The following is a 26,110-nucleotide window of genomic DNA, read 5'->3' on the forward strand; positions in this document are numbered from 1 at the left end:
ACTGTAAATACAGCTTGTTGTACCGTCAACATGCGATTCACCTCCTTGTCTATCAGTATTCACATCATAGACAAGAAATACAAAAATATTCAGCTCACTTTATGATGTGGCTGAATAGTTACCATCCGACGAAAATTACATACTATTCTAATTCAGAAACTCGTTTTTTCATCTCTACTAATAATTGATCAAATAAATGAACATATCGCTGGCGAATATGTTCATAAATTTCCATCGCTATTTGTTCATCGTATGTATGTGATGTCCTATTTCGATCTTCTAACATTTGAATCCACGCTTCTCCATCTTGAATAAGTCCTTCTTTAAATGCTTGTTTAATCGTTTTTCGCGGACTTGTTACTTCGTTGTTTCCGTTATATTCTAAGTAACTTTTCATCCATTTCCATGCTAGTTCGTACGCAAATTCAAATCGTTGAATTGTCGCGTCAAGAACTAGGTCGTCTTTTTCCACATCACGCGTAATGCTTTGATGTAGTTTATTTAATGCTTTTTCAAAGTCAAATAGTTTAGCAATGATTTTATTCATCGTCACAACTGCCTCCCCTCGTTCATTCGTTAAAAAAATTGCCTTTCCTTCGAGATCAATGTACGATTTGAGTTTTTCATTGCTGATCTTTTCATAATCAATAGCATCCACAGTATAAATGATATTTGCTTCTGCTAAATCGTCTTGAATGCGGTACAGCTGCTCGTTATGGCTTCTAAACTTAATCGCAATATCGATATCCGACGTTTCTTTATAATCGCCTCTTGCCCTTGATCCGAACAAAATCACTTTTTCAATGATGTTCGCATAATTTTGAAACACACAAATGAGGTTATAAAAGGTTTGCTTTTTTAATCCGTACATGTTTGTACTCAATCGCCCATCACCACCCACTTCTATATCATACGAAAGATGTTTTTCTTTATTATCGCTCTTATGTTACATAATTGAAACCCCTCTTAGCGTTTTAGCCAAGAGGGGTTTTCCATTAAAACATTTCGGATACCGTTTTTGCTTGCATATGAAGAAGTAAGTAGTCTGGTCCACCTGCTTTCGAGTCTGTTCCAGACATATTGAATCCACCAAATGGATGGTAGCCGACGATCGCACCTGTGCAGCCGCGATTAAAGTAAAGGTTTCCGACATGGAACTCCTCGCGCGCTTTTTCTAGGTTAAAGCGGTTATTTGAAATGACAGCGCCTGTTAAGCCGTATTCGGTGTTATTGGCGATTTCAAGCGCGTGGTCAAAGTCTTTTGCTTTCGTGAACGCTACAACAGGTCCGAAAATTTCTTCTTGCATAATGCGCGCTTTTGGATCAACATCGGCAAACACCGTTGGCTGAATGAAGAAGCCTTTCGAGTCGTCTCCTTCGCCGCCTGTCATGAGCTTGCCTTCTTGTTTACCAATTTCGATATATTCCATAATTTTGTTGTACGCCGATTGGTCGATGACCGGTCCCATAAATGTGCTTTGTTCTTCTGGGTTGCCGACTGTTAATTGTTTCGTTAACTCGACGACGCGGTTTAATACTTGATCATACACTTCTTCAAGCGCGACGACACGCGAACATGCCGAACATTTTTGACCAGAAAAGCCAAAAGCAGAGGCAACGATGGATTGAGCAGCTAATTCTAAATCTACTTCTTTGTCGACAACGATCGTGTCTTTTCCACCCATTTCCGCAATGACGCGCTTGAGCCAAATTTGTCCTGGATGCACTTTAGCCGCACGTTCATAAATGCGAATACCGACATCGCGAGAGCCTGTGAAGCTAATGAAACGTGTGCGCGGATGGTCCACTAAATAATCGCCTACTTCCGCACCGCTTCCTGGGATGTAGTTTAATACACCTGCTGGAAGGCCTGCTTCTTCTAACACTTCCACAAACTTATATGCCACCACTGGCGTTGCACTCGCTGGTTTTAACAATACTGTATTTCCTGTCACAAGCGCAGCAACCGTCGTTCCCGCCATAATCGCAAACGGGAAGTTCCATGGCGAAATGACAACGCCAACGCCAAGCGGAATGTAGAAGAAACGGTTTGTTTCTCCTGGACGACTCTCAACAGGAATGCCATCTTTTAATTTCAACATTTGACGTGCATAATATTCCATAAAGTCAATCGCTTCAGCAGTATCTGCATCTGCTTCTTTCCACGGCTTCCCTGCTTCTTTCACAAGCAATGCGGAAAACTCATGTTTGCGACGGCGCACAATCGCTGCAGCACGAAACAAAATATCTGCGCGCATTTCTGGCTTCGTTTTGCTCCACCACTTAAACGCCGCATCGGCTGTTTGCATCGCTTTTTCTGCTAAATCTTTATTCGCTTTCGCTACGCGACCAACAACTTCTGTTTTATTTGCTGGGTTGATGGAAACAATTTTATCTTCTGTCATGATGCGTTCGCCGCCAATGACAAGCGGATAATCTTGACCGAGATAAGCTTGTACCGTTTTTAATCCTTCTTCAAACGCTTTTTTGTTTGCTTCGACTGTAAAATCAGTAAATGGTTCATGTTTATAAGGTTGTACCATTTGTAAGCCCCCTTTGTTGAAATTACAAAAGCGTTTTCATACACACAATTTCATTCTAACGGATGGAGCATACATATTCAAATTTTTTATGGTTGGTAGATGTGAACAAACGGTTCATTTTTGTCTGGGCTTTTTATAATGATACTTTCCGGTCCGCGCACCGAAGAAATGTAAACGGAAATCGGCATATAATCAGGCATTTTCTCCATGAGAAGACCTGTGACGTATTGCGTAAATCCAATAACTTCTGCTTTTCCGTAAAACTGCATAACAATGTCGATTGTCAATTGTTGTAGTTGGTCATCGCGGTAAAATGCCCTACCGATCACCCCTGTGTAATTTGGAAAAAATTCTTCAATATCGGATTTCAAATTTAAAAACTTGACTAAATCATCGCGATGGTTTTTTTCCGCTTCATCCGATGGAAACACGTAATATTCTTCATTTATTTTTTCCCAATCTTGAATGGAGTTACTTCCTTTGTCAACATAACCAACCGCAAAAAAGTGCCCTGGAACAATGGACGATTTCGGTTGTTGTTCAAATAAGCCAACAACAATCGGTACTTCTCTTAATCCATCGATTTGACGTAAACGAGAAACAATTTCTTCTGCTGCTTTTTTCCCCTCTTTCTCCATATCACTTTTGGAGATTTTTACTTCGCGTGGATATCCTTCTTCTGTCTCGTAATAATGAACGGAATTCATCGCAAGCCCAATAACCACTCCGCCTAATTGCACTTTATCGTTACCTGCTTTCACTAAATAGTTATGTTCTAAAATATGTGAAATGTAAAGCGGGTGTTTTTTATTTTTCTCTTCATTTGTGCCTTCGTTCCCAAGCGAAGGATTAAGTCCTTCCCCATCCCCTTGTTTCCGTTTGAGCCATGACTCAATCGTTTTTCGATCTAAATATTGCCCTTGTTGGAATAAATATTGCGATGGAGAAAACTTGTCTTGCGCAATGCGCATTAAACCGAGTTCAAACTCATCCATATCTAATCTTGTATTTACATTTTCAACGACAAGCCCGCGCGCCTCTCCAGGTTGAAAAGGTAAAATAGTACGATAATACGAGTTAGAAATGTTGTACTTTGGAATAATCGCCTTTTGTTTTTTATTGTCCTTTTGTTGCACAACTTGTTCTTCTTGATTAAATTTTGGCGCGCATGCTGACAAAGTAAGAAGCATACAAGTGAGCAATATGATCCACTTTTTCATCGTTCACACCTGCTTTGATTGTCGTATTTCTTGAAGAAAACGCGCTTCATCCCAAATCGTAATGCCAAGCTGTTTCGCTTTTTCTAATTTTGATCCAGCGTCTTCACCGACAACGACAACGTCTGTTTTTTTGCTGACGCTTCCTGTCACTTTTCCACCTAGCGCTTCAATTGCTTCTTTTGCTTCGCTACGCGACATCGATTGTAACGTACCTGTTAAAACAAACGTCTTACCGGCAAACGTTGAGCTTATATCGACTGTCTGTTTTGCACCTTTATACGTCATATTAACGCCATGTGCTCGCAAACGTTCAAGCAACTGCTTCACTTCTTCTTTTGAAAAATAGGTAACGATTGAATCCGCCATTTTTTCACCGATTTCGTGAATGGCCGTCAACTCTTCTTTTGTCGCTTGTTGAAGACGTTCCATCGTTTCAAAATGTTCCGCTAACGTTTTGGCGGCTTTTGCGCCAACGTGGCGAATACCTAGCCCAAACAATAAGCGCTCAAGCGAATTTTGTTTCGATGCTTCAATCGCTTGTAGTAAGTTTGTTGCTGATTTTTCACCCATTCGTTCTAATGCCACAAGCTGGTCTTTTGTCAATGTGTACAAATCTGCCACGCTGCGAACGAGACCATGTTCAAATAGTTGAGCAATCACTTTTTCGCCTAATCCGTCAATATTCATCGCTTGACGTGAAACGAAATGAATGAGCCCTTCTCGAATTTGTGCCGGACATTGTGGATTAACGCAACGGAGGGCAACTTCATCATCCAGTCGAACAAGGTCGCTCGCACACGCTGGGCAATGCGTTGGCATATCGAATGGTTTCTCTTGTCCCGTCCGTCGCTCTGGCAATGAACGTACAACCTCTGGAATAATATCGCCCGCTTTTTTAATGACGACGTAATCGCCAAGACGAATATCTTTTTCACGAATGTAGTCTTCATTATGGAGCGATGCACGCTGTACAATCGTCCCTGCCACACGCACAGGCTGTAAAATAGCTGTTGGAGTGACCACACCTGTTCGACCGACACTTAGCTCAATATCAACAAGTTGTGTCACAACTTCTTCAGCCGGAAATTTATACGCAATGGCCCAGCGTGGACTTTTCGCTGTTGCTCCAAGTTGCTTTTGCTGTGCAAATGCATCTACTTTAATGACGATTCCGTCAATATCATACGGCAATAACGCTCGCTGTTCATGCCACTGCTCGATGTAAGCAAGCACGTCATCAATCGTTTCACATACTTGTCGTGCTGGGTTAGTTTTAAATCCGAGCTCATCTAAATAACGAAGCGATTCACTATGAGAGACAAGCCCGAGTTCTTCGCCGTTGACAACACTATATATAAATACATCTAGTTGACGAGCAGCGGCGACTTTTGGGTCAAGCTGACGAAGCGAGCCAGCTGCCGCGTTGCGCGGATTAGCAAACAATTCTTCTCCGTTCATTTTGCGCTTTTCATTTAACTTTTCAAACGATTGGCGTGGCATATATGCTTCCCCACGCACTTCAATCGTTACTTGTTTACGCAATCGAAGCGGCAACGAGCGAATCGTTTTTAAGTTTTCTGTAATATCTTCACCAGTCGTCCCGTCGCCGCGAGTTGCACCTTGTACGAAATAGCCATTTTCATAACGGAGCGATACCGCTAAACCGTCAATTTTTAGTTCACATACGTAACGCACATCGCCAACTTCTTGACGAACACGGCGATCAAAATCCCGTAAGTCTCCTTCATTGAAAGCGTTGCTTAAACTAAGCATCGGCACACGGTGGGTAACTTTTTTAAACGCTTCTAATGGGGCGCCACCAACGCGCTGTGATGGAGAGTCCGGCGTTTTATATTGCGGATATTGCTCCTCTAACTCCATTAATTTTCTCATTAATTCATCATATTCCGCATCAGAAATAGACGGTTGATCTAACACGTAATATGCGTAATTATGCTTTTCAATTTGTTCGCGCAATTCAGCAATTTGCTTTTCAACGTCATATTGTGCCACGTTTTTCATCCTTTCTACACTTTCGTAATCGGAGCAAATTTGGCCAATAGTCGCTTAATGCCGATTGGACTTGAAAAAGCAACGTCTAGCTCTTGATCACCGTCGCTTTCTTTTACACGAACGATTGTGCCAATTCCCCATACTTTATGACTTACTTTATCGCCTACGCGCCATCCTCCGCCCGAAACGGTAGATGGACGTTGAGATGCTGACGGTTTTGTCACCCGTTTATGCGCATATTCAATTAACTCTTCAGGAATTTCATCAATAAAACGAGATGGGGCGTTAACATGCGTTTGTCCAAATAACGTACGCATATGCGCGCGCGTTAAAAACAGTTCTTCTTCCGCACGAGTAATGCCGACATACGCCAAACGACGCTCTTCTTCCATTTCATCTTCATCATTTAATGAACGGTTATGCGGGAAGATCCCTTCTTCCAGTCCGACTAAAAAGACAACAGGAAACTCTAATCCTTTTGCGGAATGAAGTGTCATTAAAACGACGGCATCATTTGTCTGTCCTTCGCTATCATTATCAAGTTGGTCGATATCTGCAACAAGCGCCAAATCCGTTAAAAAGGCAACAAGGGACTTGTCTTCATTTACTTGTTCAAAGTGTTGAGTTACTGATAAAAACTCATCAATGTTTTCCAGTCTGCTATGCGCTTCTAACGTTTTTTCTTCGCGAAGCATATCGCGGTAACCTGAACGATCGAGTACATCTTCAACAAGCTCGGTGACAGATAAATAATGCTGCATTTGGCTCCAATGATGAATTTGTTCGCGAAATTGCACGAGCGGTGCAGCGATGCGAGCGCTAATTCCCATTTCTTCAATGGAACTAAGCGCATCAAACATCGATATCCCTTGACTAGAAGCATATGCTGCAATTTTATCAATTGTCGATGCACCAATACCGCGCTTTGGAACGTTAATAATACGAGTTAAGCTAATGTCATCATTCGGATTCGCAATTAAGCGTAAATACGCTAAAATGTCTTTAATTTCTTTTCGATCATAGAATTTTAAACCGCCAACAATTTTATATGGAATGTTCGCCTTCAATAACATTTCTTCAAGCACGCGTGATTGCGCATTCGTTCGATATAAAACGGCAAAATCTTTATACGTTCGTTTTCCGGCATCAACATATTCTTTAATTTTTCCAACGACAAATTGTGCTTCATCGACTTCCGTCATCGCTTCGTAATACACAAGCGCATGTCCTTCACTATTTTCTGTCCAAAGCTTTTTCGGTTTTCGTTGTGTATTATGCTCAATGACCGCATTGGCTGCTTGTAAAATCCGTTTCGTTGAGCGGTAATTTTGTTCAAGCAAAATCACTTTCGCATTCGGATAGTCTTTTTCAAACGATAAAATATTGCTAATATCAGCACCGCGCCAACGATAAATCGATTGATCAGAATCTCCAACGACACATAAGTTTTGAAATCTCTTAGCAAGCATGTTCACAAGCAAATATTGCGAGCGGTTCGTATCTTGATACTCATCGACATGAATGTATTGAAACTTTCGTTGATAATATTCCAACACTTCCGGAACGCGTTGGAATAATTGGATCGTCGTCATAATTAAATCATCGAAATCAAGCGCATGATTGCGCAACAATCGCTTTTGATATTCTTTATATGCTTCCGCTACAAGCTTTTCGTATGGATTTGCTGCTTGCTCAGCATATTTTTCTGGCGTCATCAATTCGTTTTTCGCGCTGCTAATTGTACCTAAAAGCGCTCGTGGATCATATTTTTTTGGATCAATATTGCGATCTTTCAAAATATGTTTTAACACAGACAATTGATCGGTTGGATCCAAAATGGAAAAGTTCGCATGAATCCCGATTCGATCAATGTCACGTCGCAAAATGCGGACGCACATCGAGTGAAACGTAGAAATCCATATATCTTCTGCCTGCTTTCCGACGATGCGCTCCACACGCTCTTTCATTTCACGCGCCGCTTTGTTTGTAAATGTAATAGCTAAAATGTTCCACGGAGCAACGTCTTTTTCCGCCATTAAATAAGCGATGCGATGCGTTAACACGCGCGTTTTGCCACTTCCTGCTCCCGCCATAATTAAAAGCGGTCCTTCCGTTGTTTTCACTGCCTCTTTTTGCTTTTCATTTAATCCTTCCAACAGCATATGTGCTGACATACTCATTTTTCCACCACCAAAACATATGTTCTCTTTTTTATTCTCCATTTATATCGATTTTCCTTTTACCGCTTCAACTGTTTGTAATGCCATTTGTAAATTTGTATAAATAGCGTTTCCGACAACAACTGTATCAGCCCACATCGCCATCTCTTTCGCTTGCTCTGGTGTATGAATGCCACCACCATAAAACAAACGGGTGCGTTCTAGCGTCCGTTTCACTTTTTCTACAAGTGTCACATCTCCGTACCGTCCGCTATATTCTATATAAAAAATCGGAAAACGATACATATGTTCTGCCATTCGAGCATATGCAATGACATCTTCTTCTGTTATATTCGTTCGTGCATTCGTCAATGATGCCGCTTTACATTCGTCATTTAAAATACAATACCCTTCAACAAAAAGTTCTTCCCAATTAATTAAATCTCCAAACTGTTTGACCGCTTCGTGATGCAAGTCAATTAACCAAGTCAGATCGCGGCTATTGAGTACCATCGGAATGAAATAATAGTCAAACCCAGGTGTAATCGCCTCGATGTTCGATACTTCTAATGCACATGGAACAGAAAAACGGCGCACGCGCGCAAGTAAATCAATGACGTTTTCAAGCGTCACACCATCCGTTCCACCAACAATGATCGCATCCGTCCCTGATTCGCATACTTGTTCTAATTGTTCATCTGTTATTTCTTTATTCGGATCTAATTTAAATACATGTCGCCATGTTGTCATCTCATTCATCTTTTTCACCTCATCTCATTATAACAAAAATCATAGCAAAAAATCGTAAAAAGAAGCTGACTCATTGTGAGCCAGCCTCCTCCTGTTGTTCATTATAAATGCGATCAAGTGCCATCGCATACGCATCATTTCCGTAGTTTAAGCAACGCTTGACGCGCGAAATCGTCGCTGTGCTTGCCCCTGTTTCTGTCTCAATTTTATGATACGTATATCCTTCACGTAACATCCTCGCTACTTCTAGTCGTTGCGCAAGCGCTTGTATTTCGTTGACCGTACATAAATCATCAAAAAAACGATAACATTCTTCTAAATCTTTCAGTGATAAAATCGCTCGAAATAATTGATCGAGCTCTCTGCCTCTTAACTTATTAATTTGCATATGTTTCCCCCTACTCATATTGTACTTGTTGAAGATTTGGAACAACTTGAATCCATGTTTTTCCTTGTACAAACCCGAGCGGAACACCGTTTTTGTACGGAAGAAGACGTCCATCAACATTTTTCCATTGTACTTCCTGCATCGTTCCTTTTTGGAATAAATATCCTTTCCCACCCGATGTAAAGTCAATATCTCTCCGACCATAGTCATCAATAATTCGATGTGTTGCTTCAATTACAAACACATTTTCTATCGCAATCGGTGTGTGCGTCTCCCGATCTACTGTCGGCTCACCGCCACTCGAACGAACGTATTTCGTTCCGTCATATGCATAATGAACATGAGCATACGATCGCTTAGAGTACACCACATCAATATTCGTCGCTTTCACAGCATTCGTCAAGTCGTTTGTAAAAAAAGGTAGCGGTTTGACTTCTTCTTCGAAAGCATAGCCGTTTTTTTCAGCCCCTTTTTTAATATTTTCAAAAGAAATATATGAATTGTGTGGTGCTTTTCGTGAACGATCTCGCCAAAATAACGTTCCGTCATAAAATAAGCCATTTACGTAATCTGCAGCACCAGACTTTAATAACGTTTGTGCCTCCGGACTCCAACCGTGACATACATATAGCGCATGAAAGCCGTTGCTTAATTGAATAAAATAATCTCTTGCGCTTCGAACAGGACCAATGACTTCAGGCTGTTCACTTTGATAAATCGCTAACAGCCTTGTAATATCTCCTTCAGCAAGCACTTCATACACGATGTCTGCTTTATGTAACCCCGACTGTGGTCGAGCGGCAGGATAGTTATTAATCATCACCGCAACCGCACGTTGCATCGCTTTTTCTTTTGTTGGCATGCCTGTTAGCGGAAATATCCATGTTGTCTCTTCTGTTTTTTGTTCATTTTGTTGTTCCACTGTTTTTGGTGGGGACTCCTTTTCTTTTATGTTTGACTCTGTACGTTGACATCCGGTGCCGAACATAAACACCGCCATGATCATCAACAGAAAAAATAATCGCCGCAACATGAACCCAACCTTTCATTTTCCGTTCCTTTTATATTTTAACGCATTATTGTCGGAAAGAGTACTGTTTTATGCATCACATCGTAAATTCCTTTCGGTGTAATGCGGACATAAGGCAAATGTGTCGACGATAAAAAAAGGAGAGTGTAAATTGGATCCGCAAACGCATAACCGCGCGCTCGCAACAGTTCGCCGAGCGTTTTTTCTTCTTCCATTAACACTTCCATCGGTTTTGCCGACATTAATCCGCCTAAAGGAAGCGGGATTTCATGAATGATTTCTCCGTGTTCGCAAAGGACAATACCGCCTCCGATTTGTTTCATACGTTCAAAAGCAAACAACAAATCACGTTTACTTTTCCCAATTAAAATAATGTCCCCTGTATTAGAGTACGAACTAACAAGTGCTTGCACATGTGTCGCAAACCCTTTTAATATAGTGTTTACACGCCATTTTCCGTTGCGATCAATAAGCATTAAAAAGCTTTCATCATGATCTGTTGATAACTCATCAGCAGATGTATCAATCGAAATCGAATATGGCTTAATAATGACCGAGTTCTCCATATACATCCCTAACGGCATTGAAAACTGTAAATCATCCATCTGTAAGTCCCAAGATAGCGAAAGTGGCGAAAGACCGTGTATATCCCAATTAACTGTTGGAAAAGCAGCGACAGGTACACCGTCACGTTTGACCCATTGTCCACTCGCTAAAACAGAAATAGGAGTCGGATTAGAAGCATGTTCAAGAATATTAATATGCGCAATGCGTCCTGGCGTAATGCTTCCGTGCAAATGATCGATATTATAATAACGAGCGACGTTCCATGTGGCCATGCTATATGCATCAATATCACTTACTCCTTCTTGTAATGCAATGCGAATCATTTCGTCGATCATTCCATTTTCATAAAACGCAGGTGTTGAGCCATCTGTCGTAAACATGCAATGATCGTAATGATGAATGCCGCATTGTCTCATTTCTTTAAGCAACGTCGGCAAATCAGGGCGAATGGACGAATGACGCAATGATACGGTATATCCTTGCATTAAACGCTTATACACATCGCTTCCGGTCATCGCTTCATGGTCCGCATCAGCACCAAACAATTTCATTTTTGTTAACGTTCGGTCTGAAGCTCCCGGAAAATGACCTTCCACTTTTTTGCCAATCTTTTTCGCTTCCTGTATCCAATGGAGAATGAAATCGTCCCCTTCTAACAGCTTTGGCCATCCAGTCAATTCGCCAACTTGTAATACCGCATCATTTTCCAGCCAGCCTTTCATGTTTTTATATGAAAAAAGATGTTCTTCTCCGTCCATTTCTGTTTGCGGATCAAGTCGACACCACCAATACATCGTCACCGGTTGTTTTTCCATAGCGGACAAAAAAGAAAACGCTTTCTTTTTTGTTAACTGTAAAAAAAGGAATAGATTGTCATTAATAAGTGTTGTTGTACCGTGCTGTGCTGCATATTCCGCTAACGTATGGGGATTATATAACTGAAACGGATGAGCATGTGGCTCCATATAGCCAGCAACAAGCACTTGATTCGAGCAGTCCACTACTTCGCATGAATCGAGTTGCTTCGGTTTATTTGGACCGACATATACAATTCGGTCATCGCAAACCCAAACGTTTCCTTGTACCCATTGACGTATGTATGGATGTAAATATGTTGCGTTCATGAACACTTTTGTCGGCGCTTGCTTTCCGTCAACAATTGCAACGTGTTTACGAATTTGTTCACTTTTCCATCGATACCGTTTTTCCATCATGATCGCTTTCCTCCTAAATCGTACCATCATCTATACACATTTTAACGGATGAAAGCGAATTTCACAAACAAAAAGGAGGAAAAATATGAAACAAAACATTGGTGTCATTAACGCGATGATTCGCATAACGTGCGGATTTACGATGCTTGCTTGGGCAACTGCCAATCTTTCTCGCAAACCTTGGCGCGAATCGTATATATGGGTCATCATGCTCGCTGCGATGAAAATTGCGGAAGGTATCGTTCGTTTTTGTCCTGTTATGGCGTTATTTGAACGATATCAATGCCATTGTGACAGCAACAATGAGAAAGAGAAAGCGATTCCGATTGAGCCAGTTAACCCTTCGTAACAATAACCCCCTTGTATGCATACAAGGGGGGAAAGGAGAGAAAGTATGATTGCTGAATATATAACAGATACATTCTTTATTCTTATTCTTTTAATTGGCAGCATCGTTGCCCTTAGTTTTGTATACGTTCGCAAGCGACGTGCCCGATAGCTTTATACCCAATGTCGCGCCGATAAAATAGTTGATCACATTCAATATACTTTATTTGTTCATACACAAGACGCTGTGCTTCTTTCAATGTTTTTCCGCTCGCAACAACAAGGAGCACTCGTCCCCCATCTGTTACCCACTCATTGTTTATACGCTTCGTGCCAGCATGGAAAATTTGTGCTCTCGTTATACGTTCTAGACCACGAATAACAGCACCTTTTTCATATTGTTGAGGATATCCTTTCGCCGCTAAAATGACCCCAATCGTTGTTTCGTCGCTCCAACGCAATGTAATTGGGCGATCTTCCAGAATTGAAACAATGACCTCAACAAGATCGTTTTGTAACCTTGGTAAAATCACTTGCGCTTCTGGGTCGCCAAATCTTGCATTAAATTCAATTACTTTCGGTCCTTCTTCTGTCGCGATTAATCCTGCATATAAAAACCCTGTAAATGCACAACCTTCTTGTTTAAGTGCCTTAGCTATCGGCTTCACAATTGTTTCAACCGCTTCATGCACCATTCGTTCACTAATTTGTGGAACAGGAGAGTAAGCGCCCATCCCTCCTGTGTTCGGTCCTTGATCGCCATCAAACGCGCGCTTATGATCTTGGGCAATAACCATCGGATATACACGTTCTTCATGTACAAACGTCATCAAGGAAAATTCTTCGCCCTGTAAATATTGCTCAATGACAACTTGGGCACCAGCTTCACCGAACTTTTTTGCGACCATGATATCATGCAACGCATGAAGCGCTTCGTCGATCGTCAGTGCTACCGTGACACCTTTTCCAGCCGCAAGTCCATCCGCTTTAATAACAATCGGCGCCTCTTGCTCACGCACATAACGTACCGCATCATGATAATCTGTAAATGTCGCATAACTCGCTGTCGGGATGTTGTACTTTCTCATCATTTCCTTTGCAAACGCTTTGCTTCCTTCAATCAATGCTGCTTGCTGTTTTGGACCGAAAATGCGCAACCCTTCACCTTCAAAACGATCGACAATACCTGCTAACAACGGAGCTTCCGGACCAACAATCGTTAAATCAATTGCTTCTTTTTTCGCCCATTTCACAAGCGCTTCAACATCCGTTTCTGCAATCGGAACGCGCGTAGCAATACTATCCATCCCATCGTTTCCTGGCGCGACATATACGCGCGTGACAAGCGGGCTTTGGGCTACTTTCCATACAAGCACATGTTCACGACCACCACGCCCGATAATGAGCACTTTCATCTGTCGTTTCCTCCTTTAATGTTTAAAATGCCGTACGCCTGTAAATACCATCGCAATGCCATATTCATTTGCTTTTTGAATAGAATCTTCATCGCGAATCGAACCACCTGGTTGAATAATGGCAGTCACTCCCGCCTGTGCAGCTGCCTCAACGGTATCGCTCATCGGGAAAAACGCATCAGATGCTAGTACAGCACCTTTCGCATGCTCGCCGGCTTGTTCTATTGCGATTTTTGCCGCACCGACACGGTTCATTTGCCCAGCGCCAACACCAATCGTCATCCCGTTTTTCGCTAGTATAATAGCGTTCGATTTGACATGCTTCACCACACGCCAAGCAAACGTTAAATTCGACCATTCTTCTTCTGTTGGTTTTCTTTCTGTAACAACTTGCAATGTCGCATTATCAATCGTATACGTGTCTTCGTCTTGAATAAGAAGTCCACCACGTACCGATACGAAAAATGGTTCTTTTTTCCGTTCTGCTTCAAAATCGACCGTTAACAAACGAATGTTTTTCTTTCTCGTTAAAATGTCTAGCGCTTGTTCTGTAAATGACGGAGCGATTACAATTTCTAAAAAAATGTCATGTAATTTCGCAGCCGTTTGTTCGTCGACTTCACGATTAAGCGCCACGATGCCGCCAAAAATGGACGTTGGATCAGCCTCATAAGCTTTTTGAAACGCTTCTGCAATCGTTTCACCGACACCGACTCCACACGGATTCATATGCTTCACCGCCACCGCTGCCGGTTCGGCAAATTCCGCAACAATTTGTAGCGCTGCGTTGGCATCGTTAATGTTGTTGTACGACAACTCTTTTCCGTGCAACTGCTTTGCTGCTGCAATAGAAAACGGTGAACTGAGCGGTTTTTCATAAAATGCAGCCGTTTGATGCGGATTTTCACCATATCGTAACGATTGTTTTTTCACAAACGTCATCGTCATCGTTTCCGGATACGTTTCCCCAACGATGTTTGTCAAATATTGCGCAATCATCGCATCGTATGCTGCTGTATGGCGAAATACTTTCGCAGCTAATGCCCTTCTCGTCTCAAGCAATACTTCACCATATTGTTTTAGCTGTTCAATGACTAGCTCATAGTCAGTAGGATCAACGACAGCTGTGACATAAACATGATTTTTCGCCGCCGCTCGAAGCATTGTTGGACCGCCAATATCGATATTTTCAATCGCTTCCATAAACGGAACGTTTGGCTTTGCGATCGTTTCTTGAAATGGATATAAATTGACAACAACAAAGTCGATTGGCGTAATGGCATGCTCTTGCAACTGTTTTTTATGCGTTTCATCATCTCGAACAGCTAACAGTCCACCGTGAATATTTGGGTGCAATGTTTTTACCCGTCCGTCTAAAATTTCTGGGAAGTTTGTCACATCAGAAATGCTTACGACCGGAATGCCATGCTCCGCCAATACGCGTTTCGTTCCGCCCGTTGAAATAATTTCAACACCTAACTCAACTAGTTGTTTAGCAAACGTAACAATTCCTTTTTTATTTGATACGCTAATGATCGCTCGCTTTTTCATCCTTTGTACTCCCTTTCTCCGTCAACAATTGTTGAATGACTTGCGGATATAATGCATGCTCAATTTCATGAATGCGACGCTCGACGCTTTCTAATGGCTCTCCGTCATCAATGTATAGTGCCCGTTGTGCAATAATTGGTCCTGTATCCATTCCTTCATCAACGTAATGTACCGTTACCCCTGTCACTTTCACGCCATAACGGTACGCTTGACCGATTGCATCTTTGCCCGGAAACGCTGGCAAAAGAGAAGGGTGAATGTTTATCATTTTGTTCGGATATGCTTGTAAAAGCGTCGGACCGATCAGCCGCATATAACCAGCCAGAACAACTAAGTCGATTTCTTTTTGTTGTAGTTGTTGTAAAATCTCACGTTCAAATTGTTGTTTCGTTTCATATTGTTTAGGGTTAAAAACAAATATCGGCACGTGTTCATGCATCGCTCGTTCAATCACTTTGGCATGTGGTCGATCACATACAAGAAGCGCCACTTCGGCTTGAATATCTCCTTTTTTTACGGCATCAACAATCGCTTGAAAATTCGTGCCACTTCCTGAAGCAAAAATAGCTATCCGCTTCATTCGATTTTTCCTCCAGCAAACGATACACCCGTTCCTTCTTTTACACGACCGATGATATACGCTTTCTCTCCACACGATTCAAGCAACTGCACAACATCTGGCACGATGTCGCTATCGACAGCTAACACAAAACCGATACCCATATTAAAAATATTGAACATCTCCATTCGTTGTAGCTGTCCGTGTTGTTGTAAAAAGCTAAAAATTGCTGGAATGGGCCATGAACCGTAATCAACTTCAGCTTGCAATCCGCTCGGTAACATGCGTGGAATGTTTTCGATAAAACCGCCACCTGTAATATGTGCCATCCCTTTTATATGAAATTGTTTTAACGCTTCGCGTACCGCTCGAACGTAAATGCGCGTCGGGGTTAACAGTTCTTCGCCAAGCGGGCGAACAAATGGTTCATATACGTGATCCAATTGCAAATTCGCATCTTTTATAATTTTTCTCACGAGCGAATAACCGTTGCTATGCAAACCGCTCGAAGCTAAGCCGATCAACACATCGCCAGGAACAATCGCTTCTCCTGTAACTAATTTTTCTTTTTCCACTACTCCAACGGCAAATCCGGCTACATCGTATTCATCTTCAGCATACATACCTGGCATCTCTGCTGTTTCTCCTCCAATGAGCGCACACCCAGCTTCGACGCAACCATCAGAAATTCCTTTTACAATATGTTCGATTTTTTCAGGTACCGCTTTTCCGCAAGCGATGTAGTCGAGAAAGAAAAGAGGCTCCGCCCCTTGTACGACAATATCGTTTACGCACATCGCTACGCAATCGATTCCGATCGTATCGTGCCGATCGAAAGCGAATGCAAGCATTAGTTTCGTCCCTACACCGTCCGTTCCAGATACAAGGACAGGTTGTTTATACCCGAGCGAAGATAGATCAAACATTCCCCCAAAGCCACCTAAACTTCCGAACGCGCCAATTCGAGCGGTTTTGGCGACATGTTTTTTCATCCGCTCTACCGCTTCATATCCAGCTTCAATATTCACACCGGCTTGTTTGTACACATGTGCCAACGTGCTCTCCTCCAATCTTCGTCGGATATTGTCCTGTAAAACAAGCTAAACATTGCCCACAGTTTGCTGAATCGTTTGATCTTCCAATCGCCTGCAAAAGCCCTTCTGGACTTAAAAAAGCAAGAGAGTCGGCTTCAATGAGTTGCCGAATTTGCTCGATCGTATGGTTAGCTGCAATAAGCTCTTCTTTCGTTGATGTATCAATACCATAAAAACATGGATGCGTAATTGGCGGTGAGCTAATGCGCACATGTACTTCCGTCGCCCCTGCCTCTCGAAGCATACGTACGATACGCTTGCTCGTCGTTCCACGCACAATGGAGTCATCAACCATGACTACTCGTTTGCCGGCTACAACCCCACGAACAGGTGACAATTTCATTTTTACCCCTTGTTCACGAAGTGCTTGAGACGGTTGAATAAACGTCCGACCAACATACCGATTTTTAATGAGCCCTAATTCGTAAGGAATACCTGTCGCTTCCGCGTAGCCAATCGCCACCGAAATGCTCGAATCCGGTACACCAGTGACGACATCTGCTTCAACAGGTGCTTCAAATGCTAACCGCTTGCCAAGATTTTTCCTCGCTGTATGAATGTTAATACCATCCACGTTGCTATCCGGACGAGCGAAATAAATATATTCCATGCTACAAATGGAGCGAGACACCCTCGGGGCGAAACGCTCAGAGCGAACACCTTGCTTATTAATCATAATAAGCTCCCCAGGTTCCACTTCTCGCTCATATGTGGCACCAATGACATCAAACGCACACGTTTCCGACGCCACAACGTACGCCTCACCTAAGCGCCCAAGCGATAAAGGACGAAAACCATGTGGATCCAAAGCAATATACATTTCTGTTTCTGTTAAAATAAGAAAGGCAAAAGCTCCTCGTAAATGCGTCAATGCTTCTTTAATTCGCTCTTTTAAAATCGGCTCATCACTACGCTTAATTAAATGAGCAAGCACTTCGGTATCAGACGTCGTTTGAAAAATGCTCCCTTGTTGCTCTAAACGAAAGCGTAATTCATCGGCATTCACTAAATTTCCGTTATGCGCAAGCGCTAAACTACCACCTTGTGAACGAAACAAAAGCGGCTGAACATTCGCATATCCGCCCCCGCCCGCAGTAGAGTAACGGACGTGGCCGATAGCAGCCATGCCCGTTAGTTTTTCTAATTCCCCGCGACTAAACACTTCCGTCACTAAACCAAGTCCTTTATGAAACTGGAGCGTTCCGTTTCCTCCAACGACAATGCCCGCGCCTTCTTGTCCGCGATGTTGTAAACTATGCAGCCCGTAATACGTTAACGTCGCTGCTTCCTCGTGTCCCCAAATACCGAAAATCCCACACTCTTCGTTTAATCCTTTGATTTCAGCAAGCATGGAATAGCTCCTTTCCATACATTTCGCATCGTTTCTACCGGAATGTGAACAATGCATGTATCTCCACTTGTCACGTGAAGCGCTCCGTCATTTGTCACTTCCCCGATACACACTGCTTGAACAAGTTGTTCAAATGTTTGCTGATCCTCTTTTTTCACAGAAACAACAAAGCGGGACTGCGTTTCACTAAACAGTTCAGAAACGACGTCGCCACTGATCGCCACACGTGCACCTAAACCTTTTGCGCTCATTAAACATTCCGCAAGGGCAACAGCTAAGCCCCCTTCTGATACATCGTGTGCTGACGCGACAACTCCAGCTCGAATGGCAGCGAGAAGTTGGCGTTGTCGTTTCGCTTCCACATGTAAATCAATCGTTGGAGCTTTGCCGAAAATACGACCTGTTAGCCATTTTTGTAGCTCGCTCCCACCAAAATCTTGCTTAGCTTCCCCAATGACATAAATCAAGTCGCCAGGTTGTTTAAATGCTTGTGTCGTCACATGGCTCATATGTTCAACGATGCCAACCATGCCGACAATCGGTGTCGGATAAATGGCTTCGCCGTTCGTCTCATTATAAAGCGATACATTTCCGCTAATGACAGGCGTTTCTAGCACACGACACGCTTCACTCATGCCGTCTACTGCTTTTTCAAGCTGCCAAAAAATTTCAGGCTTCTCTGGATTACCAAAATTTAAACAATCCGTGACAGCAAGTGGCTGTCCCCCAGAACAAACAATATTGCGCGCTGCTTCTGCGATCGCAATTTTCCCACCGACTTCTGGATCTAAGTATACGTAACGAGAATTACAATCCGTTGTCATCGCTAACGCTTTATTCGTGCCACGAATGCGTAAAACAGCCGCGTCAGACCCCGGGGCAACAACCGTATTTGTTCGCACCATATAGTCGTATTGCTCATATACCCATTCTTTACTTGCAATCGTCGGCTGGCTTAACAACGCAAGCAACGCTTCTTCATAATTATCCACTTTCGGTACATATTCCGTCGCTTGAAACTGACGATAATACGCCGGTTCTTTTGATGGCTTATGATATACAGGGGCATCTTTCGCAAGCGCATCAACTGGAATTTCAGCAACTACGTCCCCGCGATGATACAAACGCAACATATGGTCATCTGTGACACGCCCGATCGCTTTTGCCTCTAGTCCATATTTTGAAAATACATCCATGATTTCTTGTTCGCGACCTTTTTTCACAACGAGAAGCATGCGTTCTTGTGATTCAGACAGCATCATTTCATACGGTGTCATTCCCGTTTCACGTTGTGGAACGAGATCTAAGTTTAGTTCAATGCCAGAACCTGCTTTGCTTGCCATTTCCGCCGACGAGCTTGTTAAGCCAGCCGCCCCCATATCTTGCATACCAACGAGTGCATCACAATAAATGACCTCCAAACAAGCTTCAAGGAGCAATTTTTCCATAAATGGATCTCCGACTTGCACAGCTGGACGCTTTTGTTCAGATTGTTCCGTTAATTCTTCCGATGCAAATGTCGCCCCGTGAATACCATCACGCCCTGTTTTCGCCCCAACATACATAACTGTATTTCCAACACCCGATGCGATTCCTTTTTGAATATCTTCGTGACGAATGAGCCCGACGCACATCGCATTTACAAGCGGGTTTCCTTCGTACGCCGCATCAAATTGCACTTCACCGCCAACGGTCGGAATGCCGACACAATTTCCATATCCTGCAATCCCTGCGACAACGCGCTCGAATAAATACTTCACACGCGGTGACGTTAATTCGCCAAAGCGGAGCGAGTTTAATAACGCAATTGGTCTTGCCCCCATCGAGAAGACATCGCGAATAATTCCCCCAACACCCGTCGCTGCCCCTTGATACGGCTCAATCGCAGACGGATGGTTATGGCTTTCAATTTTAAATGCTACCGCTAATCCATCTCCAATATCGACAATACCCGCACCTTCTCCTGGCCCTTGCAATACATGTTTTCCTTCAGTCGGAAACTTTTTTAATACAGGTTTCGAATTTTTATAGCTACAATGTTCTGACCACATGACAGAAAAAATGCCCGTTTCTGTATAATTAGGCAAACGTCCAAGAATGCGCTCAATCATCGCAAACTCTTCATCTGTTAATCCCATGTCACGATATAACTTTTTTTCTTTAATCATTGTTGGACTTGGCTCAAGTAGTAACGACATGTGCATCCCTCCAATATGTCACAATTGATTGAAACAGTTTCAATCCGTCTGCGCCTCCAAGCAACTCATGGACAGCCCGCTCAGGGTGTGGCATCATCCCAAGTACATTTCCTTTTTCATTGACAATCCCTGCAATGTTTTGTAAGCTACCGTTTGGATTTTCTCCCTCATATCGAAAAACAATTTGATTGTTGGCGGTAAGCTGTTGTAACGTCTGTTCATCACAATAGTAGTTTCCCTCTCCGTGCGCAATCGGGATTGTAATTACTTCCCCGCGTTCGTATTGTGATGTAAACATCGTTTCGTTATTTTCGACACGAAGTTTGACTGGACGGCAAATAAACGTTAACGTATTGTTGCGTCGCATTGCACCTGGGAGAAGTCCTGCTTCAAGTAAAATTTGAAATCCGTTACATACACCTAAAATCGGTTTCCCTTCGTCGGCTGCTTTTTTGATCGCTTTCATCACGTTAGAAAAGCGTGCAATCGCTCCAGAGCGTAAATAATCCCCATACGAAAAGCCTCCCGGCAAAAGAATGGCATCAAAATCATCTAAGCTATCAACATCATGCCAAACGTATTCAACTTCCTCCCCTAGTTCATCTGAAATGGCATGATACATATCGACATCACAATTGGAGCCCGGAAATACAACGACTGCAAATTTCACTGAACGACAACCTCCTCAATCTCGTAGCGATAATCTTCAATAACCGTATTTGCTAACAATTTTTCGCACATTTCCTTTACGACTGCATCGATATCGCGGTCACTTTTTTCCACCAGTAGCTCCATAAACTTTCCGATCCGTACATCTTGCACTTCGCGATAGTTTAAGCTATGCAATGCTCCTTTTACCGCATTACCTTGTGGATCTAATACATTTTCACGCAATGTGACATACACCTTTACTTTGTACATGATAATCCTCCTAATCGTTGTAAAAGTTTCGTATATGTTTCTGTTAAGTCGCCTAAATCGCGGCGAAATACATCTTTATCAAATTTTTCTTTCGTGTGTACATCCCATAATCGACACGTATCTGGGGAAATTTCATCCGCTAATAACACCGCTCCCGTCTCATCTTTTCCAAATTCTAGTTTAAAGTCGACAAGCTGTAAGTCACATGAACGAAATAAAGAAGTTAAAATGTCGTTAATGCGTAGTGCTACTTGCTTCATGTGCAAAAGCTCATCACGAGAGGCGAGCTGTAACAAAGCGATATGATCTTCTGTTAATAGAGGATCGCCTAAGTCGTCATTTTTGTAGTAAAATTCTACAATCGGCTTCTCGATGACGGTCCCTTCCTGAAGACCGATTCGTTTCGCTAGACTACCGGCGACAATATTGCGGACAACAACTTCGAGGGGGATGATCGTCACTCGTCGCACAAGCTGTTCGGTGTCAGACATTTTACGAATAAAGTGATTGTTTACACCCGCTTCATGCAACAAGGAAAATAGTAAACTTGTAATCTCGTTATTTAGTCTTCCTTTGCCAACAATCGTCGCTTTCTTTTCGCCGTTAAATGCTGTTGCCTCATCTTTATACTCGATCCATAGCACACGTTCTTCATCTGTCACATACACTTTCTTCGCTTTTCCTTCGTATAGAAGGTGTTGCTTTTCCATATTTTCTCCCCCATTTATACAGAATATTAGGAATTTTTAGTGTGTAGGCAAGGCAAATGCCTTACCTACTATAAGCCAAGTCGGCTAAAAATCGTATCAACATGTTTTAAATGATAGTTGTAATCGAAGCAATCTGCGATTTGGTCCTTCGTTAAACGGCTTGTAATCATTTCATCTTCCTCGATTAACGAGCGGAATGGCACTTGTTTTTCCCACGCTTCCATCGCTTTTGGTTGTACAAGATCATACGCTTCCTCGCGCGTCATACCTGTGTCAATAAGCGCTAGCAACACGCGCTGAGAATAAATAAGTCCGAGAGTGCGATCCATATTTTTCTTCATGTTTTCAGGGAATACGGTCAAGTTTTTCACGATATTTGTAAAGCGGTTTAGCATGTAGTCTAGAGCAATCGTTGCATCCGGTAAAATAATGCGCTCCGCTGACGAATGCGAAATGTCACGCTCATGCCAAAGTGGTACATTTTCGTACGCCGTTAACATATAACCGCGAATAACGCGAGCCATTCCTGTCATATTTTCTGAACCGATCGGATTGCGTTTATGTGGCATGGCTGATGAACCTTTTTGTCCTTTAGCGAAAAATTCTTCCACTTCACGCGTTTCACTTTTTTGCAATCCTCGAATTTCAACAGCAAATTTTTCAATCGATGTGGCAATTAAAGCGAGCGTTGCCATATAGTGCGCATGGCGATCACGCTGTAACGTTTGCGTCGAAATAGGTGCAGGCTGTAGGCCGAGTTTTTCGCATACATACTGTTCGACAAACGGATCAATGTTTGCGTATGTACCGACAGCGCCAGAAATTTTACCAACGCGCACCGTTTCGGCTGCTTGCTTGAACCGTTCTAAATTGCGCTCCATTTCGGCATACCAAAGGGCTAATTTTAGTCCGAACGTCGTTGGTTCAGCATGAACACCGTGTGTCCGCCCCATCATGACCGTATATTTATGTTCAATCGCTTTTTCTTTTAGTACAGCAATAAAGTTCTCTAAGTCACGCAATAAAATTTCATTTGCTTGTTTTAATAAGTATGATAATGCTGTATCAACCACATCCGTAGACGTAAGGCCGTAATGTACCCATTTTCGTTCTTCTCCTAGCGTTTCTGATACCGCACGCGTAAAGGCAACAACATCATGGCGTGTCTCTTCTTCGATTTGTTTTATGCGGTCGATGTCAAAAGACGCATGTTGGCGGATTTTTTCCACATCTTCTTTTGGAATGACACCTAACTCCGCCCATGCTTCACATGCTAAAATTTCGACTTCCAACCAAGCACGAAAACGGTTTTCTTCCGTCCAAATGGCGCCCATTTCAGGTCTTGTGTAACGTTCAATCATACGTTCATCCTCCGATCTGTCCAAATGGAAAATTCGTCTATTTTTCGTTGCATCGCATCGACATCGTCAACCAACCATGTGATATGTCCCATTTTCCGCTTCGGCTTTGCTTCTTTTTTGCCATAAAAATGAACGTGTGCCTCACCCAATTGAGCGATGTTGCGAATCACAGCATCCACATGTTCTCCTAACACATTGACCATCATTGCCGGTTTTAACAATTTCGTACTGCCAAGCGGCCAATCGCAAATGGCGCGAATATGTTGTTGAAATTGCGATGTGATACAACCGTTTATTGTATAATGACCTGAGTTGTGCGGTCTAGGGGCAAGTTCATTCACATACAATTGTCCGTTTTTAGTCAAAAACATTTCAATCGCTAACGTCCCTACAAGTTGGAACGCTTCTGCTAACTGTTTCGCATATGTTTCAGCTTGTTCGATAATGCGTTCACTCACCTGAGCCGGCGCAATCGTTTCATGTAAAATGTTGTCGCGATGAATGTTTTCGACGACAGGAAACAGCGCCATTTCACCAGAAACATTGCGTACAACGATAATGGATAATTCTTTTACAAAAGGAACCCATGCTTCTAACACACACTCACCATAGGCTAAAAGTGAACGAGCTTTATGCACATCATCTAAACAACGAATGACAACTTGCCCTTTTCCATCATATCCGCCACGGCACGTTTTCAATACAGATGGAATGCCTATCTCTCGAATCGCTTTCTCTAGTTCCTCTTCTTTGAGCACAAGGTGATAAGGCGCAACAGGTAAACCAGCAGACTGCACGGCCCGCTTTTCTTTCCAACGATGTTGTGTAATCGCAAGAAGCTCGCTTCCTTGAGGCACATATCCTCTCTCTGCTAATTGATTCAACGCATCCGCATCAATATTTTCAAATTCATATGTGATGACATCACTTACTTCAGCTAACTGATGTAACGCTTCTTCATCGCTATATGAAGCGACAATTTCAATGTCAGCTACTTGAGCGCATGGAGAATGCGGAGTAGGGTCAAGTACAGCAACGAAAAACCCCATCTCTTTTGCCGCAATTGCCATCATTCTTCCAAGTTGCCCTCCGCCAATAATACCGATCGTTTGCCCTGGAACAATCGTTTTAGTCAAGTTGATCACTACTTTCCATCACTTGTTTTCGAATCGTTTCACGCCGTGCCCGTAACGCCTCCATATATGTTTGTTCATACGTCCCGAGTATCGACGCAGCAAGCAATGCCGCATTTATGGCCCCTGCTTTTCCGATGGCTACCGTTGCTACTGGTACACCACCTGGCATTTGGACAATAGATAGTAATGAATCTAGACCGTTCAACGTTTTGGACATAATCGGGACGCCGATAACCGGTAATGTTGTTTTCGCTGCTACCATTCCTGGTAAATGCGCAGCTCCACCTGCCCCAGCAATAATGACTTTAATTCCTCTCTCTTCAGCCGATTCAGCATACGTAAACATAAAATCTGGTGTACGATGAGCTGAAACAACTTTTTTCTCAAATGGAATATGCAATTCTTCTAATATATCACACGCATGACGCATCGTTTCCCAGTCCGATTGACTTCCCATAATGACAGCGACAAGTGGCTGCATCCGTACTCACCTCTTTTTATCATTCAGAAAAAAATCCAGAACGACGCCCCTCTATCATAAGGGAAAGCATCGTTCTGGACATATTTCGCCCTAGGGTGAAAAAAGCCAATAAGATCCTTTCCCTCATAGTCCAATAATTTACGGTTATTGGGTAGAGACTTTCGGGCCATATTCCCAAAATTATATGAGGGTTCCATAACGTATTCACTTACTTTCATCTTACCAACCATTTTTAATGGATGTCAACACAAAATCGAACATTTTTAAAAATGAAATATTTAATGTTCGGTTTTTACTTGAAAATCACCATTTTACCTTTTTCATCGTATAGTGAAAAGAAAAAAGAAAGAGGGGAAAACAATGGACTGGACAAAACAATGGGAAGCATTTTTTTCTAATCCTTTTTGGAATGCATCAAACACCTTTTCTTCTCATTCACCTGGCATCAATATGTATCGTCGTGATCATGAGTTGCTTGTTGTCGTAGCTATCCCCGGTTTAGAGAATGTACGTGATGCAGAAGTATATATTCATTATAATACATTGGAGATCAAAACGAATGTGACATTACATTTTGAAGGATTTGAACTAATTGAGGAAGGAATTATACAGGGACCATTTGAACGAGTGATACAACTTCCTTTTCCTGTAGGTGAAAAAGTAGAAGCTGTATACGAGAATGGGTTGCTTTTTATTCAATTACATCGCCTTATTCCTGATCATATAAAGAAAAAAGTAGAAATAAAATAAAAAATGAGCTAACCGATATTGGTTAGCTCTTCACTATGGGGGAGAGGATTGTAAAAGCGTTAAACGCAAATACATGGACAAAAAAAGTTAGAGAACAAAATGGAGATGCTCTCTAACTTGCTATGTCCGCCCGGCAACGTCCTACTCTCGCAGGCGGTGTCCCGCCAACTACCATCGGCGCTGGAGAGCTTAACTTCCGTGTTCGGGATGGGAACGGGTGTGACCTCTCCGCCATCGTCACCGAGCAATATATAAAGGATAATTCCTTCAAAACTAGATAACAGGGCTTAGCTGAACAGTCGCCTTCGCTTTTCTTATGTGTTTAGTTAAGTCCTCGATCGATTAGTATCCGTCAGCTACACGTGTCGCCAC

The 26,110-nt window shown here is 42.6% G+C and carries 24 protein-coding genes, 1 rRNA gene and 1 riboswitch; of the genes, 3 read left to right on the plus strand and 22 right to left on the minus strand.

Annotation, left to right across the window (positions count from 1 at the left end; all coding sequences use genetic code 11):
* Positions 1 to 142: 142 nt before the first annotated feature.
* The 9 genes from CS060_RS12385 to CS060_RS12425 all read right to left on the minus strand — a co-directional run bounded on the left by CS060_RS12385 (position 143) and on the right by CS060_RS12425 (position 11,884).
* Positions 143 to 871: an HI0074 family nucleotidyltransferase substrate-binding subunit gene (locus tag CS060_RS12385; protein WP_035050224.1), complete on the minus strand. Its 729-nt coding sequence runs from the start codon at positions 869 to 871 to the stop codon at positions 143 to 145.
* Positions 872 to 995: 124 nt separating this feature from the next.
* Positions 996 to 2,543: an L-glutamate gamma-semialdehyde dehydrogenase gene (gene pruA / locus CS060_RS12390; protein ID WP_035050227.1), complete on the minus strand. Its 1,548-nt coding sequence runs from the start codon at positions 2,541 to 2,543 to the stop codon at positions 996 to 998.
* A gap of 86 nt (positions 2,544 to 2,629) precedes the next feature.
* Positions 2,630 to 3,763, minus strand: coding sequence for a CamS family sex pheromone protein (locus tag CS060_RS12395; protein ID WP_035049229.1), 1,134 nt, complete (start codon positions 3,761 to 3,763; stop codon positions 2,630 to 2,632).
* A 3-nt stretch (positions 3,764 to 3,766) separates the two neighbouring features.
* A complete protein-coding gene (gene ligA / locus CS060_RS12400; RefSeq protein ID WP_035049227.1) occupies positions 3,767 to 5,785 on the minus strand; it encodes an NAD-dependent DNA ligase LigA in 2,019 nt (672 codons plus the stop codon).
* A 5-nt stretch (positions 5,786 to 5,790) separates the two neighbouring features.
* The gene (gene pcrA / locus CS060_RS12405; RefSeq protein WP_035049236.1) at positions 5,791 to 7,956 is read right to left on the minus strand and encodes a DNA helicase PcrA; all 2,166 of its coding nucleotides are present in this window, start codon (positions 7,954 to 7,956) and stop codon (positions 5,791 to 5,793) included.
* 42 nt (positions 7,957 to 7,998) lie between these two features.
* Positions 7,999 to 8,694: a heptaprenylglyceryl phosphate synthase gene (gene pcrB, locus CS060_RS12410; RefSeq protein ID WP_035049225.1), complete on the minus strand. Its 696-nt coding sequence runs from the start codon at positions 8,692 to 8,694 to the stop codon at positions 7,999 to 8,001.
* Positions 8,695 to 8,755: 61 nt separating this feature from the next.
* Positions 8,756 to 9,073 (minus strand): YerC/YecD family TrpR-related protein, encoded by a 318-nt coding sequence (locus CS060_RS12415; protein WP_006323616.1) that lies wholly within the window; start codon positions 9,071 to 9,073, stop codon positions 8,756 to 8,758.
* A gap of 10 nt (positions 9,074 to 9,083) precedes the next feature.
* Positions 9,084 to 10,106, minus strand: coding sequence for a DUF3048 domain-containing protein (locus CS060_RS12420; protein WP_035049223.1), 1,023 nt, complete (start codon positions 10,104 to 10,106; stop codon positions 9,084 to 9,086).
* A gap of 35 nt (positions 10,107 to 10,141) precedes the next feature.
* A complete protein-coding gene (locus tag CS060_RS12425; RefSeq protein WP_099669017.1) occupies positions 10,142 to 11,884 on the minus strand; it encodes an adenine deaminase C-terminal domain-containing protein in 1,743 nt (580 codons plus the stop codon).
* A gap of 85 nt (positions 11,885 to 11,969) precedes the next feature.
* Here CS060_RS12425 and CS060_RS12430 point away from each other — a divergent pair, with 85 nt between their 5' ends.
* Together CS060_RS12430 and CS060_RS14440 are read left to right on the plus strand one after the other, a co-directional pair.
* Positions 11,970 to 12,233, plus strand: coding sequence for a YgaP family membrane protein (locus tag CS060_RS12430; protein WP_035049221.1), 264 nt, complete (start codon positions 11,970 to 11,972; stop codon positions 12,231 to 12,233).
* Between the two features lie 45 nt (positions 12,234 to 12,278).
* The gene (locus tag CS060_RS14440) at positions 12,279 to 12,383 is read left to right on the plus strand and encodes an EYxxD motif small membrane protein (protein ID WP_004888776.1); all 105 of its coding nucleotides are present in this window, start codon (positions 12,279 to 12,281) and stop codon (positions 12,381 to 12,383) included.
* On the opposite strand, the gene purD is transcribed toward CS060_RS14440, so the two are convergent.
* The 12 genes from purD to purE form a co-directional block, all read right to left on the minus strand.
* A complete protein-coding gene (gene purD / locus CS060_RS12435) occupies positions 12,346 to 13,626 on the minus strand; it encodes a phosphoribosylamine--glycine ligase (RefSeq protein ID WP_035049219.1) in 1,281 nt (426 codons plus the stop codon). The genes CS060_RS14440 and purD overlap by 38 nt on opposite strands.
* Positions 13,627 to 13,641: 15 nt before the next feature.
* Positions 13,642 to 15,177, minus strand: a complete 1,536-nt coding sequence (gene purH, locus CS060_RS12440) for a bifunctional phosphoribosylaminoimidazolecarboxamide formyltransferase/IMP cyclohydrolase (protein ID WP_035049216.1) — start codon at positions 15,175 to 15,177, stop codon at positions 13,642 to 13,644.
* Entirely contained in the window at positions 15,155 to 15,757 is a 603-nt protein-coding gene (gene purN, locus CS060_RS12445) for a phosphoribosylglycinamide formyltransferase (protein WP_035049214.1), read from the minus strand. Before purN ends, purH begins: the two co-directional genes overlap by 23 nt.
* On the minus strand, positions 15,754 to 16,791 hold the full coding sequence (gene purM / locus CS060_RS12450) for a phosphoribosylformylglycinamidine cyclo-ligase (RefSeq protein ID WP_035049234.1): 1,038 nt from the start codon (positions 16,789 to 16,791) through the stop codon (positions 15,754 to 15,756). The genes purN and purM overlap by 4 nt, the downstream gene beginning before the upstream one ends.
* Positions 16,754 to 18,181: an amidophosphoribosyltransferase gene (gene purF, locus CS060_RS12455; RefSeq protein ID WP_035049212.1), complete on the minus strand. Its 1,428-nt coding sequence runs from the start codon at positions 18,179 to 18,181 to the stop codon at positions 16,754 to 16,756. Before purF ends, purM begins: the two co-directional genes overlap by 38 nt.
* Entirely contained in the window at positions 18,157 to 20,379 is a 2,223-nt protein-coding gene (purL, locus tag CS060_RS12460; RefSeq protein WP_099669018.1) for a phosphoribosylformylglycinamidine synthase subunit PurL, read from the minus strand. The genes purF and purL overlap by 25 nt, the downstream gene beginning before the upstream one ends.
* The gene (gene purQ / locus CS060_RS12465; protein WP_035049210.1) at positions 20,363 to 21,049 is read right to left on the minus strand and encodes a phosphoribosylformylglycinamidine synthase subunit PurQ; all 687 of its coding nucleotides are present in this window, start codon (positions 21,047 to 21,049) and stop codon (positions 20,363 to 20,365) included. The genes purL and purQ overlap by 17 nt, the downstream gene beginning before the upstream one ends.
* Entirely contained in the window at positions 21,046 to 21,300 is a 255-nt protein-coding gene (gene purS, locus CS060_RS12470) for a phosphoribosylformylglycinamidine synthase subunit PurS (RefSeq protein WP_035049208.1), read from the minus strand. Before purS ends, purQ begins: the two co-directional genes overlap by 4 nt.
* On the minus strand, positions 21,288 to 22,010 hold the full coding sequence (gene purC, locus CS060_RS12475; protein ID WP_035049206.1) for a phosphoribosylaminoimidazolesuccinocarboxamide synthase: 723 nt from the start codon (positions 22,008 to 22,010) through the stop codon (positions 21,288 to 21,290). Before purC ends, purS begins: the two co-directional genes overlap by 13 nt.
* Before the next feature lie 68 nt (positions 22,011 to 22,078).
* Positions 22,079 to 23,371 (minus strand): adenylosuccinate lyase, encoded by a 1,293-nt coding sequence (purB, locus tag CS060_RS12480; RefSeq protein WP_035049204.1) that lies wholly within the window; start codon positions 23,369 to 23,371, stop codon positions 22,079 to 22,081.
* Positions 23,368 to 24,516: a 5-(carboxyamino)imidazole ribonucleotide synthase gene (purK, locus tag CS060_RS12485; RefSeq protein ID WP_035049202.1), complete on the minus strand. Its 1,149-nt coding sequence runs from the start codon at positions 24,514 to 24,516 to the stop codon at positions 23,368 to 23,370. Before purK ends, purB begins: the two co-directional genes overlap by 4 nt.
* Positions 24,500 to 24,988: a 5-(carboxyamino)imidazole ribonucleotide mutase gene (gene purE / locus CS060_RS12490; RefSeq protein ID WP_035049200.1), complete on the minus strand. Its 489-nt coding sequence runs from the start codon at positions 24,986 to 24,988 to the stop codon at positions 24,500 to 24,502. The genes purK and purE overlap by 17 nt, the downstream gene beginning before the upstream one ends.
* A gap of 106 nt (positions 24,989 to 25,094) precedes the next feature.
* Positions 25,095 to 25,196, minus strand: a riboswitch (purine riboswitch).
* A 152-nt stretch (positions 25,197 to 25,348) separates the two neighbouring features.
* Here purE and CS060_RS12495 point away from each other — a divergent pair.
* Complete coding sequence (locus CS060_RS12495) at positions 25,349 to 25,738, plus strand: Hsp20/alpha crystallin family protein (RefSeq protein WP_035049197.1); 390 nt, start codon at positions 25,349 to 25,351, stop codon at positions 25,736 to 25,738.
* A gap of 128 nt (positions 25,739 to 25,866) precedes the next feature.
* Here CS060_RS12495 and rrf read toward each other — a convergent pair.
* Positions 25,867 to 25,983, minus strand: a 5S ribosomal RNA gene (rrf, locus tag CS060_RS12500).
* Positions 25,984 to 26,110: the final 127 nt, after the last annotated feature.

Origin of the sequence: Anoxybacillus flavithermus (assembly GCF_002742685.1) — a bacterium.
In the GTDB taxonomy this organism is placed as follows: domain Bacteria; phylum Bacillota; class Bacilli; order Bacillales; family Anoxybacillaceae; genus Anoxybacillus; species Anoxybacillus flavithermus_E.

What these genes read in the sequence shown, in the direction of transcription:
- CS060_RS12385 (WP_035050224.1), bottom strand. Translation starts at nt 871, where the DNA reads ATGTACGGATTAAAAAAGCAAACCTTTTATAACCTCATTTGTGTGTTT.
- pruA (WP_035050227.1), bottom strand. Translation starts at nt 2,543, where the DNA reads ATGGTACAACCTTATAAACATGAACCATTTACTGATTTTACAGTCGAA.
- CS060_RS12395 (WP_035049229.1), bottom strand. Translation starts at nt 3,763, where the DNA reads ATGAAAAAGTGGATCATATTGCTCACTTGTATGCTTCTTACTTTGTCA.
- ligA (WP_035049227.1), bottom strand. Translation starts at nt 5,785, where the DNA reads ATGAAAAACGTGGCACAATATGACGTTGAAAAGCAAATTGCTGAATTG.
- pcrA (WP_035049236.1), bottom strand. Translation starts at nt 7,956, where the DNA reads ATGAGTATGTCAGCACATATGCTGTTGGAAGGATTAAATGAAAAGCAA.
- pcrB (WP_035049225.1), bottom strand. Translation starts at nt 8,694, where the DNA reads ATGAATGAGATGACAACATGGCGACATGTATTTAAATTAGATCCGAAT.
- CS060_RS12415 (WP_006323616.1), bottom strand. Translation starts at nt 9,073, where the DNA reads ATGCAAATTAATAAGTTAAGAGGCAGAGAGCTCGATCAATTATTTCGA.
- CS060_RS12420 (WP_035049223.1), bottom strand. Translation starts at nt 10,106, where the DNA reads ATGTTGCGGCGATTATTTTTTCTGTTGATGATCATGGCGGTGTTTATG.
- CS060_RS12425 (WP_099669017.1), bottom strand. Translation starts at nt 11,884, where the DNA reads ATGATGGAAAAACGGTATCGATGGAAAAGTGAACAAATTCGTAAACAC.
- CS060_RS12430 (WP_035049221.1), top strand. Translation starts at nt 11,970, where the DNA reads ATGAAACAAAACATTGGTGTCATTAACGCGATGATTCGCATAACGTGC.
- CS060_RS14440 (WP_004888776.1), top strand. Translation starts at nt 12,279, where the DNA reads ATGATTGCTGAATATATAACAGATACATTCTTTATTCTTATTCTTTTA.
- purD (WP_035049219.1), bottom strand. Translation starts at nt 13,626, where the DNA reads ATGAAAGTGCTCATTATCGGGCGTGGTGGTCGTGAACATGTGCTTGTA.
- purH (WP_035049216.1), bottom strand. Translation starts at nt 15,177, where the DNA reads ATGAAAAAGCGAGCGATCATTAGCGTATCAAATAAAAAAGGAATTGTT.
- purN (WP_035049214.1), bottom strand. Translation starts at nt 15,757, where the DNA reads ATGAAGCGGATAGCTATTTTTGCTTCAGGAAGTGGCACGAATTTTCAA.
- purF (WP_035049212.1), bottom strand. Translation starts at nt 18,181, where the DNA reads ATGCTTGCTGAAATCAAAGGATTAAACGAAGAGTGTGGGATTTTCGGT.
- purL (WP_099669018.1), bottom strand. Translation starts at nt 20,379, where the DNA reads ATGTCGTTACTACTTGAGCCAAGTCCAACAATGATTAAAGAAAAAAAG.
- purS (WP_035049208.1), bottom strand. Translation starts at nt 21,300, where the DNA reads ATGTACAAAGTAAAGGTGTATGTCACATTGCGTGAAAATGTATTAGAT.
- purC (WP_035049206.1), bottom strand. Translation starts at nt 22,010, where the DNA reads ATGGAAAAGCAACACCTTCTATACGAAGGAAAAGCGAAGAAAGTGTAT.
- purB (WP_035049204.1), bottom strand. Translation starts at nt 23,371, where the DNA reads ATGATTGAACGTTACACAAGACCTGAAATGGGCGCCATTTGGACGGAA.
- purE (WP_035049200.1), bottom strand. Translation starts at nt 24,988, where the DNA reads ATGCAGCCACTTGTCGCTGTCATTATGGGAAGTCAATCGGACTGGGAA.
- CS060_RS12495 (WP_035049197.1), top strand. Translation starts at nt 25,349, where the DNA reads ATGGACTGGACAAAACAATGGGAAGCATTTTTTTCTAATCCTTTTTGG.